Source organism: Ancylobacter sp. G4_0304 (genome assembly GCF_047501495.1).
Lineage (GTDB): Bacteria > Pseudomonadota > Alphaproteobacteria > Rhizobiales > Xanthobacteraceae > Ancylobacter.
Genome location: NZ_JAZDRM010000003.1, coordinates 1 through 15256, shown reverse-complemented (window position 1 = coordinate 15256; position 15256 = coordinate 1). Strand labels below are relative to the sequence as shown.

The following is a 15256-nucleotide window of genomic DNA, read 5'->3' as shown; positions in this document are numbered from 1 at the left end:
TGCCCGCAAGGCGACGACCGGACTACGCGGCTGGAACTACCGGCCGTCCGGGAGCTTCGTGGCCGCGCCGCGTGGGGTCGGGCAGCGGCACGGCGGCCATCAGTTCGCGCGTATAGGCATCGGCCGGCGCTTCGAATACCGCCCGCCGGCTGCCGGCCTCGACGATGGCGCCGCCGCGCATCACCGCCACGTCGTGGCACATGCGCTCGATCACCGCCATGTCGTGGGAGATGAACAGATAGGCGAGGCCCATCGTCTCCTGAAGTTCCAGCATCAGGTCGAGCACGCGCGCCCGCACCGAGACGTCGAGCGCCGCCACGCTTTCATCCGCGACGATGAGTTTCGGCTCCAGGGCAAGCGCACGGGCGATGCAGATACGCTGGCGCTGGCCACCGGAGAATTCGTGCGGGTAGCGGCTCGCATGGTCCGGCGACAGGCCGACGCGGCGCAGCAACTCGACCGTGCGCTCGGCGCGCTCGGCGCGGGTGCCGATGCCGTGAATGGCGAGCGGCTCCGCGATGGCCGCCCCCACCGACATGCGTGGATCGAGCGAGGCATAGGGGTCTTGGAAGATCATCTGCGCCTTGCGGCGCACCGGCTTCATCTCGCGCGGCGACAGGCCGGCGATCGGTACGCCGTCGAGCACCACCTCGCCGGAGAACGGAATGAGGCCAAGCACCGCCTTGCCGGTGGTCGACTTGCCCGAGCCGCTCTCGCCGACGAGGCCGAGCGTGCGCCCGCGCCTGAGCTCGAACGACACGCCGCCCACGGCCGGAGCCGGCGCCGCACCACCGAACCATGTGCCGCGCCGGCCATAGGTGACGCTAAGATCGCGCACGAACAGCAACGGACTTTCCGCCGGCTGCGGCTCGGGCGGCGCCGCGGCGGTGACACGTGGCGGTCCGTCCGTGCCGGCGCGGGCGCCGAGCCGGGGCACGGCGGCGAGCAGGTCGCGCGTATAGTCCTCGCGCGGCGCGGTGAACAGCGGCACCGCCTCTGCCGCCTCCACGATGCGCCCGGCCTGCATGATCGCGACGCGATCCGCCATCTGCGCGACCACGCCCATGTCGTGGGTGATCAGCAGGATCGAGGTGCCAAACTCGCCTTTCAGCTCGCGCATCAAAGTGAGAATCTGAGCCTGAACCGTGACGTCGAGCGCGGTGGTCGGCTCGTCGGCAATCAGCACTTTGGGCCGGCAGGACAGCGCCATGGCGATCATCACGCGCTGGCGCATGCCGCCGGATAATTCGTGCGGATATTGCGCGAGCCGACGCGCCGGATCGGTGATGCGCACCGCGTCCAGCATGTCGCGGGCGCGGGCCTGCGCGTTCTCGGCGCCCTGGTGGATGCGGATCGCCTCGGTAAGCTGCGCGCCGATGCTGATCACCGGGTTGAGCGAGGTCATCGGCTCCTGAAAGATCATGGCGACGTCCCCGCCGCGCACGCGCCGCATGGCACGCTCCGGCAGGGCGAGCAGGTCGCGCCCCTCCAGCCGGATCGCCCCCGAGGCGACGCGCAACGCGCCTTTGGCGAGCAGCCGCATGATGGCGAGCGAGGTCACCGATTTGCCGGAGCCGCTCTCGCCGGCAAGGCACAGCGTCTCCCCCGCCGCGAGCGCGAAACTGACCTCGTGCAGCACGCGCCGCGCGCCCTGCGGCGTGCGGGCATCGACGCACAGCCCGTCGACGGCGAGGACCGGCACGCTCACGAAAACACGATCCGTGGGAAGTAGAATGACACCACCCAGTTCGGCATGTCGACGATCTCGCTGATGCGCAGGTCGCCGCAAACCGAGCACAGCATATAGGCGTCGACCGGGTTCATCCCGTGTTCGGCGGCCAGAAGGTCGATCATCCGCTTCAGCGCCTCCTTGGCCCCGGTCATCAGGTCCGGGCCGATGCCGGTCGTGACCTCGTAGCCGGCGGCGTCGAGATGGCGCGTCACCGGGCCCGGCGTGGTGAAGCGCGGGGACACCAGCCGGGCGTCCTTCACCAGTTCGATCGTCGCCTCGACATCCATCCGGCTCTCGATCGCGGTGCCGCACACCTCGCCATCGCCCTGCGCGGCATGGGTGTCGCCGATGGAGAACAGCGCACCCTCGACCTCGACAGGCAGATAGAGCGTCACGCCCTCGGTGATGTCGCGAATGTCCAGATTGCCGCCGACACGGCGCGGCGGCACCACCGAATGCAGGCCCGGCTCGGCGGGTGCGACGCCGATCGTGCCGGCAAAGGGCTTCAGCGGCACGCGCCCGCCGGGTCCGAACAGTGCCGGCGCGAGCGACAGAGCGTCATATTTCCAGACATGGATCGCTGGATCAGGAAAATCCTCGGCGAGCAGGCCGAAGCCGGGGATGTTCGCGGTCCAGCCAATGCCGGACGGCACGAATTTGCGGATCGTCACCTTGAGCGCGTCGCCGGGTGCCGCGCCCTCGATGAAGACGGGGCCGGTCACCGGGTTGACCTTGCCGAAATCCAGCGTGCGCACGCTCTCCACCGTCGAGCCCTCGCCGAGCTGTCCGGCGGAGGAATCGATGCATTCGAAATGGATCGTCTCGCCGGACTGCGCCGTCAGCACGGGTGTGAAGTCCCGGTTCCAGCCGAAATGGTGGTTGGCACGATGGATCGTGTGATTGCAGGCCACGCACATGGTCGTTCTCTTTGGTTGCAGCCGGGAGCCCCCGCCGCGGCGATGGCGCCGCGGCGGGAAAGCTCAGTCCGTCACGGCTTCACGAAGATCGCGTCGTAATTGATGACGCGGGTCGGATCGACATAGATGTTCGGCTCGCCGCCCATCCGCTTCGACTTCGCCACCACGCGGCGCTCGTTGAAGATCGGGATCCACGGCGCGTCGGCCATCACGTCGACGAAGATCTTCTTCCATGCCTCGATGCGCTCCGCCGACTTGGCCGGATCGGACATGGAATCGGCGGCAACGGAGCGCTTCTGCAGGTCCTCGTTGCAGTACCACGCCCAGTTCCAACCGCCCTGAACCGCGCCGGCGCAGCCAAGGATCGGGCCGTAGAAATTGGACGGATCCGGGAAGTCCGCGATCCAGGCCATACCGCCCGACCAGATCATCGGGGCCTCGCCCTCGGTGCCGCCGGCGGCGATCACGTTGGACTGCGCCAGCGCCTTGATCTCCGCCTTGACGCCGATGGCCGCGAGGTCCTGCTGGATCGCCTGCGCGATGCGGGGCTGCGGGTCGGTGTTGGTAGAATAGAGCACGGTCGAGAAGCCGTCAGCGTAGCCGGCCTCCTTCAGCAGCGCCTTGGCCTTGGCTACGTCATAGGCATAGCCCTTATATGCCGTGTCATAGCCCGGCATGGCCGGAGGCAGCGGCTGGTTCGCCGGGGTCGCGCGGCCATTGACGATGCGGACGATGCGCTCCTTGTTAATCGCCATGTTCAGCGCCTGACGCACCTTCACGTCGTCGAGCGGCTTGATCTTGGTGTTGAGCGTCACATAGCCGGTGTGGAGTTGCTCGCCGTCGACGATCAGGTCCTTGGCCTCGGGCGACTTGGAAATCTCGATGAACTTGGCCGGCGGAATGCCGTCGCCGGCGATGTCGACCTCGCCCTTCTGCAGGCGCAGCAGCGCCACCAGCGGCTCCTGGCCGATCTCGATGGTGAAGCTGTCGATATGCGGCACGCCCTTGACGAAATAGTCGGGGTTGCGCGCGAAGACGAGCTTCTGGCCGATCACCCAGTCCTTCATCACGAAGGTGCCCGAGCCCACCGGCTTCTTGCCGAAATCACCGGCGGCGGCCTCTACCGCCTCCTTAGGCACGACCGAGGCGAAGTTGATCGCCAGCACATGCAGGAAGGTCGCGTCCGGGCGCGAGAGCTTGAAGACGACGGTCGAATCATCCGGGGTCTCGATGCCGGCGAGCCCGTCCGCCTTGCCGGCGGTGAAGTCGTCGAAGCCGGCAATGGCGCCGAAGAAGCCGCCGCCGGGGCCTTCCGTCTTGGGATCGACCGCGCGCTCGATGGAGTACTTCACATCGGCCGGCACCACCTCGCGGCCATTGGAGAACTTCACGCCCTTGCGCAGCTTGAAGGTGTAGGTGAGCCCGTCGGGAGACACCTCAAAGCTCTCGGCCAGCGAGGGCACGAGGTCGGGCGTGCCGGGCGTGTAGTCCATCAGGCGCGAATACAGGCTCTTGATGATCGACCAGTTCTGCCAGTCATAGCCGATGGCGGGATCGAGCGTGGCGATGTCGTCCTTGTAGGTGACGACGATGTCGCCGCCCTGCGCCTGCGCAAGGGCGGGGGCGATGGTGCCGAGCGTAAGCACGGCGGCCGGCGCGAAGGCGATCGCGGCAGCTAATGCCGTCGATCGCATCAAGGTCTTCAGCATGGCGTGGAACCCTCTGGTTGTTGGTTGAACGCGTGTTGTCGGGACATCAGGCCGCGCGGATACGCGGATCGATGAGGGGGGCAATGAGGTCGGCGAGGAGGTTGCCGAGAACGATGGCGAGCGCAGAGACCAGCGTGACGCCCATGATGATCGGGATGTCGACCTGCTGGATCGCCTGCCAGGCGAGCTGGCCGATGCCGGGCCAGCCGAACACCGCCTCGACCACCACGGTTCCGCCCATGAACTGGCCGATATCGATGCCGATCATCGCGATCACCGGCAGCAGCGCATTAGGCAGAGCGTGGCGCAGCACCACGCGCGCGGCCGGGACACCCTTGGCGTGGGCGGTGCGCACATAGTCCTGCCCGAGCACATCGATCATCGCCGAGCGCACAATGCGCGCATACCAGCCGGCACCGAGAATGCCGAGCGTGACCGCCGGCAGCACCAGATGGGCCGGCGTGCCGTAGCCCGACATCGGGAACCAGCCGAGCGTGGCGGCGAACACATAAAGCAGCAGCAGCGCCACCAGGAATTGCGGGGTGGAGACACCGACGAAGGAAAGCGTCATCACCAGCCGGTCCACCGGCCCATCGCGGCGCACCGCCGCGATCACGCCGAGCGTCAGCCCGACCAGCACCTCGATGGCGATGCCGGCCGCCATCAGCGTCAGCGTCGCCGGCAGCCGGGCGAGGATGAGGGGGGCAACGGCGGTCTTCTGGTTGAAGGAACGGCCGAGGTCGCCCTGCAGCAGATTGGTGAGGTAATGCCAGAACTGCACCGGGAGCGGCAGGTCGAGGCCAAGCTGGTGGCGGATGCTGGCGACGATCTGCGGCGTGGCGTTTCGCCCCGCCAGCAGCACCGCGGGATCCGCCGGCAGCGCATAGAGCAGCACGAAGGTGATGGCGGCCACCCCGAGCAGGATGAGCGCGGCCTGAAGCAGGCGGCGGATGAGCAGCAGTGCCATCAGTCCCTCCCCCTCAGGGTCGGGTCGATGAAGTCGCGCAGCGCGTCGCCCACCAGATTGAACGACAGCGCGGTCATCAGGATCGCGATGCCGGGGAAGAAGACGAGCCACGGCGCCGACTGGAAATAGCTCTGGCTCTCGAAGACGATATTACCCCAGGAGGGCTCCGGCGGCTGTACGCCGATACCAAGGAAGGAGAGCGTCGCCTCCAGCAGCACCGTCGTCGCGATGCCGAGCGTGCCCCATACAATGGCGGTCGGCACCAGATGCGGCACGATGTGGCGGAACAATATGCGCAGGTGCCCTGCCCCCATCGCCCGCTCGGCGAGGATGAAGTCGCGCTCGGCCAGAGAGCGCGCCTCCGTGTAGCCGATGCGCGCCACCTGCACCCAGTTCACCATGGCGATGACCAGCGCCACGATCCACAGGCTCGGCTTGAGCAGCGCCGCCAGCACGATGGCCAGCAGCAGCGCCGGAAAGGCGGTCATCAGATCGGTGAAGCGCATCAGCACGCCGCCGATGAGCCCCGAGAAATAGCCGGCCAGCACGCCCACCGTGAGCCCGATGAGCACCGCCGTGCCGTTGGCGACGAGCCCGATCAGCAGCGAGGTCCGCGCGCCATAGATGAGACGCGAGAGCAGGTCGCGGCCGAGCGTGTCGGTGCCGAGCAGAAACTGCGCGGAGGGTGGCAGCGGCGCCCCCTCCAGCGACAGACCGTCGAAGATCTGATCGTCCGGCGCATAGGGCGCGAGCAGCGGCGCCAGCAGAGCGCAGGCGACCACCAGCGCGATGATGACAAGCGCCAGCGTCAGCATCGGCCGGCGCAGCATCGCTCGGAATGAAGCGACCGCCATCAGCCGACCTCGGGCAGCATATGGCGGCGCGCCAGCACGGCCGCGGCGGCCTGTTCGAGAGACAGGCGCCGGTTCATCGCTATATCGCGGAGCTGGCCATAGGCCGCCTCCTCGTCGATCCCCTGCCGCAGTGCGATTGCCTCGACCGCGCGCGCCACCACGGCGCGCATCCGTAGCCGCTCGTTGAGCCGGTCGATCTTGCGCTCGGTCTCCAGCCGCGCCGCGAAGGCGTGCAGCGCGAGGACCAGCGCCGGATAGACCGCCGCCGCCGCGACCGGCTTGGCGATGATCGCGCCCGCGCCCTGATCGATGGCCCAGGCGACGCGCCCCGGCGCTTCCGAACCCAGCAGCGCGACCACCGGCAGCGCCGCCGCCGAGCCCGGCGCCCACGGTAGAAGCCCGTTCCAGCCCTGATCGGCATCGACCAGCACGATATCCAGCGTCTCGCCCGCCGGCATCGGCGCCCAGCGCTGCTCGACATCAAGGCCGATCAGCCGGAGCTGGCGCTCCAGCCGGGCGATCGCCTCGTCGGGACGGTGGAGCACCAGAGCGCGGCGGCCGACCAAATTTGGTGTGATCATGACACCACCCTCAGATGGCTCGCGTGGGCGCCGCGCGCGCCGGTGAGATAGGGATCGGCGGCGATCGGCGGGCGCGAGGCGATGACGTCGAACCCGCCCTCTCCGTTGATGCGCCCGAGATGGAACGGCAATGCGGCATGATTGGTGCGCGGGTCGACGCGGATCGGGCCCTGCACCGTCTGGTGCACCTTGCCGCAGACCGCGCGGCGCACCTCGGCCGGCTCGTCGGTGCCGGCGGCGACGATGGCCTCGGCGCAAAGCCGCACCGCCGCATAGGCACCCGAGAAAAACGAGGAAAAGCGCCGGCCCATCCCATAGCGCGCGCTCGCCATCGCCTTGAAGGCGCGGTTTTCCGGCGTGTCGAGGCTGTCGAAATAGCAGGCGGCGGCGAGCTGGCCGACGGCGACTCCGGGCGCGAACTCGCCAAGCTCGCATTCGGTGAGGTCGCAGCTCACCACCGGGCAGACCTCCGGACGGAACGCGGAGTCCTCGCGCGCAAGCTCGCTCATGGCGGCGAGGAAGGCGTAGCTCGACGGACCGATCAGGTTGTTGAGAATGAAGGACGGCCGCTGCGCCCGGATTTCGGCGATGAGGCGGCCGATCTCGGTCTCCTCGATCGGCAGGAAACGCTCGCCGACCACCTCGCCGCCGCCGGCGAGCAGGAGTTCGCGGGCGAGGCGGTTCATCTCCCAGCCCCAGACATAATTCGCACCGAGCAGAAACACCCGTCCGCCATGGCGCGGGATCAGGTGGTCGAACAGCGGCAGCAGATGCTGGTTGGGACAGGCGCCGGTATAGATGATGTTCTCATTGGCCTCGAAGCCCTCATAAGGGCAGATGTACCAGAGCAGGGCGTCGTGCTTCTCGACCAGAGGCGCGACATCCTTGCGCGCGGCGGAAAGCGCGGTGCCGACGATGTGTCGGCAGCCCTTCTCACGAAGCAGCTCACGCGCCAGCGTCACATAGCGGCCGGCCTCGCCCTGCGGATCCGCGATCACCAGCTCAACCGGCACGCCCTCGCGCGCCAGCCGCTCGGCGGCGAATTCGGCGCCATCCCGGCACTCGCGCCCGAAGGCGCCATAGGCGCCGCTGGTCGAATAGAGGATGCCGATGCGAAGGGGCGCGCCCATCTCAACTCCCGAAATCCGTCGAACCCCGGACCAAACGCAAAACGCCCCACGAAACCGCTTCCGCCGGTCGGGCGGGGATTTCGCGGGGCGCTGTTGCCCTGGGCCTCTGCAGCCAATGTGATGCTTATCGATGCATGCCTATCGGATAAGCAAGCCAACAATATGGGCTGGTTCGGTGATGTCAATGCCGTACCGGATTTTTGCACCGCGCCATGGAGCCCCGTTTCCCTTAGGTTGCCCGACGCCGGCGGAAGCTCCATGGTGCGCGCCACCTGCCCCCCACATCCGAGAGTGCCGTCATGGATGCACGCGCGCGACGCCTGGCCCTCGTCAGCGGCCGCTGGGACCCCATGCTGACGGTCGTGGATATCGACGCCGCACTCGATCCTGCCAATAACGATACCGACCGCGCCGTGATCACCCGCGCGCGGGTCACACCGGACATCGCGTTGCCCTCGGGTGCCCGGGCTCCGGCTGTCGGGCTGCCGGTCAGCGTGGCGGTAGTGCCGGAGCTCGACCGGCTGGTCGTCGTCAACCATGCTGGCGCCGCGAGCCCGCAGGCGCTTGACGCCCACCCCCACGGGCACGCCGGGGCGGTTGCGATGTTCGACCTGCGGGCGACGCTGGCCGGCGCCGCCACCCGCCCGACCCTGCTCCTGCCGACGGCGACGTTCGGCCCGGTTGGTTGCGTGGTCGCGCCGGATGGCCGCCATCTCCTCGTCGCGGCCGGCGAAGGTCCCGGCCTTGAGGATGGCGGCTACCAGATCAGCGTGATCGATCTCCTCACCCTCACGCTCCGGCACAATTTCCCGCTGCCGCATGAGGGGGAACCCACCCGTGCGGGGTCGCCTGATCCAGGCTTCGGCCGCTATCCCAACCCGGCCGGCATCGCCATCGCGCGCGGCACGCCCGATCTTGTGCTCACCGCCGATGGCGGCAGCTCGACCGTCACCGCCTTCGCGCTCACCGACGTGCTGTCGGGCGAGCCGCATACTCCGCTGGCGCGGCTGGATTTGCCGACCGGCCCGTTCGGCATCGCAGCGAGCCCCGACGGCACGCTGGCGGTGGTCGCTAGCCGCGAATGCCCGCGCACCGGCGCGGAGGGCAACGCCGTCACCTTTCTCGATCTCGCGGCGCTGAGGCGCGGCGACGGCTGGGCTGCACGCCACGTCGCGGTCGGCAGCGATGACGGCCGGCCGAGCCGCCCGATGGGCGTCGCCTTTTCGCCTGACGGCCTGAGCGTCTTCGCCACCTGCTTTCGGACCGGCACCGTCTCGCGAATCGAGCGCACCGCGCAGGGCGACTGGAAGGAGAGCGGGCGTGCCGCCCTGTCTGATCCGCTCGGCTCGCCGCCCTGCCCGCGCGGGATCGGGGTAACGGGGGACGGCGCTCTGGTCGTGGTGGCCGGCGGGGCACGAGGCGCGCCCGGCAGCAGCCAGCTCTGGCTGCTCGACGCCCGCACGCTGCGAATGCTTGCGCGGGTAAGTGGTGTCGGAAACGAGACCTATTTCATTGAAGTAATTGAGATTTCCTATACCGCATCGCAATAGAGAATTCAGTTGCATTCCTCAGAGGAAATGTCAGACTGAATTCATAATTCAAAAAATACAACGCGACGCCAATCTAAAAAAACATATCCCTGGGAGGGGACCATGAATATTTCACGCCGAGATTTCGTACTCGGGGCTTCGGCCTCGGCTTGCCTGATTTCCTCCGGTTCCGGCATGCTTGGCAGCGCCTTCGCCCAGAGCGCGTGGGCGCCGACCCGTGATGTCGAACTGGTGATTCCGTTCGCGGCCGGCGGCGGTTCCGATCTGCTCGCCCGCGTGGTCGGCAAGATCATCGTCGAGGAGAAGCTCATCCCGCAGCCGCTGGTGCTCAACAACCGGCCGGGCGGCGGCGGTGCCGTCGGCCTCGGCTATGTGGCGGCGAGCCGGCGCAAGGATCCCAACACCATCGTCCTGATCAACGGCACGACCCAGATCACGCCGATACTGAACCCGTCCGCGCGCACGCTCACGGAAATCCAGCCGATCATGAACTTCATGCTCGACGACTTCCTGCTCTTCGTGCGGGGGGATTCCAAGTACAAGACCGCGCAGGAGATGGTCGAAGACATCAAGTCGAAGCCGACCAAGACGTTCAACTTCTCGACCGGCGGCACCACCGATGTCATGGCGATCACCGTGTTGTCGCGCGCCCTCGGCAAGGACATCAACCCGGTCAACTTCAACTCGGGCGGTGAATCGCTGACCGCGCTGCTCGGCGGCCATGTCGACGGCACGATCGGCAACCCGCTGGAGTTCATGGGCCAGCTCGCCTCCGGCAAGGTCCGCGCGCTGGGCGTGTTCCGTGACACGCGCTTCTCCGCCATGCCGGACGTCCCGACCATGAAGGAAATCGGCCTCTCCGTGCCGAACTTCCAGATGTGGCGCGGCATCGCCGTGCCCAAGGATGTCGACCCGGCCGCCCAGGCCTATTGGGAAGGCATCATGCAGAAGGTCGCCGCCTCCCCCACCATGAAGAAATACATCGCGGACAACGTGGCGACGGAAGCGCCGATCGTCGGGGCGGATTTCGTGGCGTTCCTCGCCGCGCAGGAAAAGCTCTATCGCGAACTCCTGGCCAAGCCGGCCTGAGGAGAGGCCCAATGAAACAGAAGATCTTGACCGGCGACATGGCCTTCGCCGGCGGCTGGACTCTGCTCGGCCTGTACTGGGTCGTGGGTTCGCTCGACTTTCCCCTGTGGTCCGGCTTCGCGCCGGACTCAGGTTTTCTTCCCCTGGTCTACGGCGCGCTGCTCCTGCTGCTCTCCGGCGGGGTGATGGTGTCGCTGCTTCTGGCGGACCCCGATGAGGAGGAGCGCGAGCCGCTCACCAAATCCATGCTCGTGCTCGGCGCGCTGGTGGTCGTGGTGGCGAGCCTCGGCTTCATCGGGTTCCTGCTGCCGGTCTTCGCGATGATGATGTTCATCTATCTCTATGTGGAGCGGCTCCCGCTGCTGCGTTCCACCATCATTTCCGCATTGGTCACCGGCTGCCTGGCGCTGATCTTCGTGCACTGGCTCGCCGTGCCTCTTCCACTCACGCCGTGGGACTTCTGACATGGAATCGCTGATCGATCTCGGCGGCGGTTTCGCAACCGCTCTTACGCCTGCCAATCTGCTGATGTGCTTTGTCGGCGTGTTCCTCGGGCAATTGGTGGGCGTGCTGCCCGGCATCGGTCCTTCGGCAGCGATCGCGCTGCTGCTGCCGCTCACCTTCGGCGGCGACCCGACCGGCTCGCTCATCATGTTCGCCGGCATCTATTACGGCGCGCAATATGGCGGCACCATCACCTCGGTGCTCATCAGCGTGCCCGGGGAATCCTCGACGGTCATGACCAGCATCGATGGCTACCAGATGGCCATCAAGGGCCGTGCCGGCCCTGCCCTCGGGATCGCCGCCATCGGCTCGTTCATTGCCGGCACCATCGCCACGCTCGGCCTGACATTGGTCGCGCCGGCGCTGGCGGAAGCCGCGCTCGCCTTCGGGCCACCGGAATATTTCGCACTGGTGGTGCTCGGCCTCGTCGCCCTCGCCGCTGTAAGCGGCCGCTCGGTGCTGCGCGGCGTGGCGGCGGGCGTGGCGGGGCTTCTGCTCGCCACGATCGGCGTCGACCCGCAAAGCGGCGTGTCCCGTTTCGATTTCGGCATGATCTGGCTGCTGGACGGCATCGAGTTCATCGTGCTCACCGTCGCCCTGTTCGGTGTCGGCGAGGTGCTGGCGAGTTGTTCCTCCGCGACGGCGCGGCCGGTGGCCGAGGTGAAGAGCGCCCTGCCGACGCGCGAGGACTGGCGGCGCAGCCGGATGCCGATCCTGCGCGGTTCGTTCGTCGGCTTCCTGGTGGGTGTCCTGCCGGGCACGGGCGCGACCATTGCCAGCTTCATCGCCTACATCATGGAGAAGAAGCTCTCCCGCCACCCGGAGGAATTCGGCAAGGGTGCCATTGAGGGCGTCGCCGGGCCGGAAGCCTCCAACAACGCCGCCGCCGCCGGCGCGCTGGTCCCGATGTTCGCACTCGGCGTGCCCGGCTCGGGCACCACGGCGATCATCCTCGGCGCCCTGATCATGTTCGGTCTGCGCCCCGGCCCCGAGCTGTTCACCCAGAACTCGACGCTGGTCTGGGCGGTCATCGCCAGCATGTATATCGGCAATGTGCTGCTGCTGATCATGAACCTGCCGCTCGCCGGCCTGTTCGCCCGCCTGCTCAAGGTGCCCTACAAGTGGCTGTATCCGCCCATCCTCGCGATCTGTCTGGTCGGTGTGTTCTCGCAGGCCAACAGCCTTGAGGATTGCTGGCTGGTGGTGGGCTTCGGCGCGCTGGGTTGGGGCATGAAGCGGTTCGACTGGCCGGCGGCGCCCATGGTGCTCGGCCTCGTGCTCGGGCCGATCTTCGAAAGCTCGCTGCGCCAGTCGCTCACCATGTCGCATGGCACCGCCATCATCTTCTTCGACCGTCCGATCGCGGCGGCGCTGATGGTCGCGGCGGCGCTGTTCCTCGCCGTTCCGCTGATCGCCGGCATGCTGGCATCGCGGGCGCGCCACGCCAGCATGGGAGAACTGCCGTGAGAAACGATTTCCGCTCCCGCATCGGGATCGACCTCAACCGACGGATCGGGCTGGAGCCCGGTCTCGACTGGGCGATCGCGAACGGGGTCCATTATCTCGACATCTGCCTCGATCCGGACCCGGCGTTGCTGGACCCCTCCAATCCCCGGCTCGCCCGTGCCCGGGAGAAAATCGAGGCGGCCGGCATCACGCTCGGCCTGCACACGCTGTCGGCGGTCAATGTCGCCGAAAGCTCGCCGTTCCTGAGTGAGGCGACCGATGCCTATCTCACCGCCTATCTGCGCGCCGCCAAGGCGCTCGGCGCCGGCTGGGTGATCATGCATGGCGGCTATCATTTCACGGCCGACAAGCGTGAGCGCATGGAGATCGCCGTCGCCCGCCTCGCCCGCATGAGCGCGATCGCCGAGGACGAGGGCATGACCATCCTCTTGGAGAACATGAATCCCGAACCCGCGGGCGCCGAGGTGAAATATCTGGTGCACGACCCCGAGGAGGCGGCGTTCTATTTCGAGCGGCTGACCTCGCCGGCCCTGCGCTGGGCCTTCACGACCAATCATGCCCATATGTTGGACTGCGGCATTCGCGGCTTTCTCGACGTGCTCGATTTCAGCCGCTGCGGCGAGGTCCGGCTGGCCGACAATCGCGGCGAGATCGAGGAACACCTGTATCCGGGAACCGGAAACATGGACTTCGCCGATATCTTCCGCGAATTGGAGCGGCGCGGCTATCGCGGCCACTACATGCAGGATTATCTCGGCATCGAGGACATGCTGAAGGGGCGCGATATCCTCGCCGACATTGCCGAGAAGGTCGTCACGCCGCAATCGGCCTGAAGGCGGGCGGACTTCGGCGGGTGAGTTACCGTATTGGTACGACGGGCTCCCCGCCTGCTCGCCGCGAGCCTGTCGATACGATATCCCCCTCGCCGGGACGAATCCTAAGCCAGCCGCCGGCGGCGTAACGGACAAGCGCGAGGCCGCGAAAAATGCCGTGCGTGAACTTGCCAGAGGGCGACGCCGGACACGGAAAACGCCGCGACCAGCGGCACCACCAGCCCGTTCCGCCGGACAGCGGCGCGAGTGCGGCAGGCCAGGCTTCGCGCGCGTGACTGTCATTGCGCATCTGAGCCAGCGTCCTCGGCACAGCCTCGTCGTCAGACGGCGCGAGTTCCGCGAGCACGATCCGGTTCGGCTGGAGGCTGACTATGGGGATATCTCGACGGCGGTCATGGGAGAGCACCCTTTCGCCGGCAATGCGCCCGACATAGCTAGTGGCTGAACAGAATGCGTTTGAGTGATGTTTAGACTGGAGCCGGAAGACCTCGTATGGCGCGGCCTGCATAGGGCGCGCGCGTCGGCGCGCGACGGGGGCTGAATCGACGTGCCCAGTTTGGGACTGAAATGGCGGAGACGGAGGGATTCGAACCCTCGAGGCCCTTTTGGGGGCCTGCTCATTTAGCAAACGAGTGCCTTCAGCCTCTCGGCCACGTCTCCAGCCCGCCCGCCGGACGCCGCGAGGCGGCGCTAGGATGGGGCGGCGCCCTGTCTAGGTTTTGAGCGCCCAACGGTCAAGGGCCATCGTGAAATGATGCACCGTCGTCGCCGTGCGTGCCGGGCTCAGTTGCGGGCACGCTGGCCGAACAGGACCTTCTGCGCATCCTTGTCGGTGGCGAGATCGGTGCGGTTGCGGTCCTCGGCGTTCACGGCGAGGCCGCGCTTCACCGCCGGGCGCGCGAGCATGCGCTCCAGCCAGCGCGCCATATGGGGAAACTCGGCGATATCCTGCCCCTGCCGCTCCCAGAGCTTGGCCCAGCCCAGGATCGCCATGTCGGCGATGGAATAGCTGCCGGCGACGAAATCGCGATCCGCCAGCCGCTTGTTGAGCACGCCGTAGAGCCGGTGCGTCTCGTTGGTGTAGCGGTCAATGGCGTAGGCGATCTTCTCGGGCGCGTAGATGCGGAAATGATGGGTCTGCCCGGCCATCGGCCCGAGCCCCGCCATCTGCCAGAACAGCCACTGGTCGACCTCGACCCGGCCGCGCTCGTCGGCGGGGTAGAACAGCCCGGTCTTGCGCCCGAGATATTGCAGGATCGCGCCCGACTCGAACACCGAGATCGGCTCGCCGCCCGGCCCGTCGGGGTCGATGATCGCGGGAATCTTGTTGTTAGGTGAGAGTGCCAGGAATTCCGGGCGGAACTGCTCGCCCTTGGCGATGTTCACCGGGATCACCTCATAGGGCAGCCCGCACTCCTCCAGCATGATGCTGATCTTCCAGCCATTGGGGGTCGGCCAGTAATAGAGCTGGATCGGTCGCGTCTGAAGCTGGGCCATGTCGGGTGTACCCCTCCGCCGTTTTGCCGCTTTTGGGCCATCGTGCCACCAGAACTAGGACTCTCCGGCGGCGCTGGCAAGCGGAACCGGAAGCCGCCCGCCTCGGCACGAAATCTTGCAGATTCAAGCATTTTAGCACCCCCTCACCCATGGTTACTTTTCGATAGGGAAACCTTTGGAATATTGGTTTGTGCTCATCAAAATGATTTCTTTCGTCCGACAAATTTAAAACACCAAGCGGGAGCGAACTACTGCCTGTCCGCAGATAAACGCGGATATCAAGCGAGGATCAGACATGATCAAGCGTACTCTTGCCACCCTCACCACCGCTGCGTTTGTGCTCTCCTCGGCGGCGGCCTTCGCCGCGAGCGCGCCCACTTCCGCGCCCCCCGCCGCCGCCACGCCCGCCAAGGTGCAGACCACGGC

13 protein-coding genes and 1 tRNA gene are annotated in these 15256 nt (G+C 67.0%); 5 read left to right on the top strand and 9 right to left on the bottom strand.

The genetic code is table 11. From position 1 onward, the window contains the following. Positions 1 to 22: 22 nt before the first annotated feature. The 7 genes from VRZ77_RS02410 to VRZ77_RS02380 all read right to left on the bottom strand — a co-directional run bounded on the left by VRZ77_RS02410 (position 23) and on the right by VRZ77_RS02380 (position 7890). Positions 23 to 1708, bottom strand: a complete 1686-nt coding sequence (locus tag VRZ77_RS02410; RefSeq protein WP_414591120.1) for an ABC transporter ATP-binding protein — start codon at positions 1706 to 1708, stop codon at positions 23 to 25. Continuing rightward, positions 1705 to 2649, bottom strand: coding sequence for an acetamidase/formamidase family protein (locus tag VRZ77_RS02405; protein ID WP_414591119.1), 945 nt, complete (start codon positions 2647 to 2649; stop codon positions 1705 to 1707). Before VRZ77_RS02405 ends, VRZ77_RS02410 begins: the two co-directional genes overlap by 4 nt. Positions 2650 to 2720: 71 nt before the next feature. Beyond that, positions 2721 to 4358: an ABC transporter substrate-binding protein gene (locus tag VRZ77_RS02400; protein WP_414591118.1), complete on the bottom strand. Its 1638-nt coding sequence runs from the start codon at positions 4356 to 4358 to the stop codon at positions 2721 to 2723. 46 nt (positions 4359 to 4404) lie between these two features. Beyond that, a complete protein-coding gene (locus VRZ77_RS02395; RefSeq protein WP_414591117.1) occupies positions 4405 to 5325 on the bottom strand; it encodes an ABC transporter permease in 921 nt (306 codons plus the stop codon). Further along, the gene (locus VRZ77_RS02390) at positions 5325 to 6155 is read right to left on the bottom strand and encodes an ABC transporter permease (protein WP_414591276.1); all 831 of its coding nucleotides are present in this window, start codon (positions 6153 to 6155) and stop codon (positions 5325 to 5327) included. Before VRZ77_RS02390 ends, VRZ77_RS02395 begins: the two co-directional genes overlap by 1 nt. Before the next feature lie 23 nt (positions 6156 to 6178). Then, on the bottom strand, positions 6179 to 6760 hold the full coding sequence (locus VRZ77_RS02385) for an ANTAR domain-containing response regulator (protein WP_414591116.1): 582 nt from the start codon (positions 6758 to 6760) through the stop codon (positions 6179 to 6181). Then, the gene (locus VRZ77_RS02380; protein WP_414591115.1) at positions 6757 to 7890 is read right to left on the bottom strand and encodes a transporter substrate-binding domain-containing protein; all 1134 of its coding nucleotides are present in this window, start codon (positions 7888 to 7890) and stop codon (positions 6757 to 6759) included. The genes VRZ77_RS02385 and VRZ77_RS02380 overlap by 4 nt, the downstream gene beginning before the upstream one ends. A gap of 299 nt (positions 7891 to 8189) precedes the next feature. Here VRZ77_RS02380 and VRZ77_RS02375 point away from each other — a divergent pair, with 299 nt between their 5' ends. From VRZ77_RS02375 to VRZ77_RS02355, 5 genes are all read left to right on the top strand, one after another. Then, positions 8190 to 9440, top strand: coding sequence for a YncE family protein (locus tag VRZ77_RS02375; protein ID WP_414591114.1), 1251 nt, complete (start codon positions 8190 to 8192; stop codon positions 9438 to 9440). Positions 9441 to 9542: 102 nt separating this feature from the next. Further along, on the top strand, positions 9543 to 10529 hold the full coding sequence (locus VRZ77_RS02370; protein WP_414591113.1) for a Bug family tripartite tricarboxylate transporter substrate binding protein: 987 nt from the start codon (positions 9543 to 9545) through the stop codon (positions 10527 to 10529). 11 nt (positions 10530 to 10540) lie between these two features. Then, on the top strand, positions 10541 to 10993 hold the full coding sequence (locus tag VRZ77_RS02365; RefSeq protein ID WP_414591112.1) for a tripartite tricarboxylate transporter TctB family protein: 453 nt from the start codon (positions 10541 to 10543) through the stop codon (positions 10991 to 10993). Between the two features lies 1 nt (position 10994). Then, on the top strand, positions 10995 to 12500 hold the full coding sequence (locus VRZ77_RS02360; RefSeq protein ID WP_241616369.1) for a tripartite tricarboxylate transporter permease: 1506 nt from the start codon (positions 10995 to 10997) through the stop codon (positions 12498 to 12500). Further along, complete coding sequence (locus tag VRZ77_RS02355; RefSeq protein ID WP_414591111.1) at positions 12497 to 13333, top strand: sugar phosphate isomerase/epimerase family protein; 837 nt, start codon at positions 12497 to 12499, stop codon at positions 13331 to 13333. Before VRZ77_RS02360 ends, VRZ77_RS02355 begins: the two co-directional genes overlap by 4 nt. 568 nt (positions 13334 to 13901) lie before the next feature. On the opposite strand, the gene VRZ77_RS02350 is transcribed toward VRZ77_RS02355, so the two are convergent. Then, positions 13902 to 13993 (bottom strand) — tRNA-Ser (locus VRZ77_RS02350). A 123-nt stretch (positions 13994 to 14116) separates the two neighbouring features. Beyond that, positions 14117 to 14830 (bottom strand): glutathione S-transferase N-terminal domain-containing protein, encoded by a 714-nt coding sequence (locus VRZ77_RS02345; protein ID WP_414591110.1) that lies wholly within the window; start codon positions 14828 to 14830, stop codon positions 14117 to 14119. Positions 14831 to 15256: the final 426 nt, after the last annotated feature.

Bases quoted from the DNA above. Each gene is read 5' to 3' on its own strand.
- VRZ77_RS02385 (WP_414591116.1), bottom strand. From the start codon at position 6,760: ATGATCACACCAAATTTGGTCGGCCGCCGCGCTCTGGTGCTCCACCGT.
- VRZ77_RS02345 (WP_414591110.1), bottom strand. From the start codon at position 14,830: ATGGCCCAGCTTCAGACGCGACCGATCCAGCTCTATTACTGGCCGACC.
- VRZ77_RS02405 (WP_414591119.1), bottom strand. From the start codon at position 2,649: ATGTGCGTGGCCTGCAATCACACGATCCATCGTGCCAACCACCATTTC.
- VRZ77_RS02365 (WP_414591112.1), top strand. From the start codon at position 10,541: ATGAAACAGAAGATCTTGACCGGCGACATGGCCTTCGCCGGCGGCTGG.
- VRZ77_RS02390 (WP_414591276.1), bottom strand. From the start codon at position 6,155: ATGCTGCGCCGGCCGATGCTGACGCTGGCGCTTGTCATCATCGCGCTG.
- VRZ77_RS02380 (WP_414591115.1), bottom strand. From the start codon at position 7,890: ATGGGCGCGCCCCTTCGCATCGGCATCCTCTATTCGACCAGCGGCGCC.
- VRZ77_RS02370 (WP_414591113.1), top strand. From the start codon at position 9,543: ATGAATATTTCACGCCGAGATTTCGTACTCGGGGCTTCGGCCTCGGCT.
- VRZ77_RS02395 (WP_414591117.1), bottom strand. From the start codon at position 5,325: ATGGCACTGCTGCTCATCCGCCGCCTGCTTCAGGCCGCGCTCATCCTG.
- VRZ77_RS02360 (WP_241616369.1), top strand. From the start codon at position 10,995: ATGGAATCGCTGATCGATCTCGGCGGCGGTTTCGCAACCGCTCTTACG.
- VRZ77_RS02375 (WP_414591114.1), top strand. From the start codon at position 8,190: ATGGATGCACGCGCGCGACGCCTGGCCCTCGTCAGCGGCCGCTGGGAC.
- VRZ77_RS02400 (WP_414591118.1), bottom strand. From the start codon at position 4,358: ATGCTGAAGACCTTGATGCGATCGACGGCATTAGCTGCCGCGATCGCC.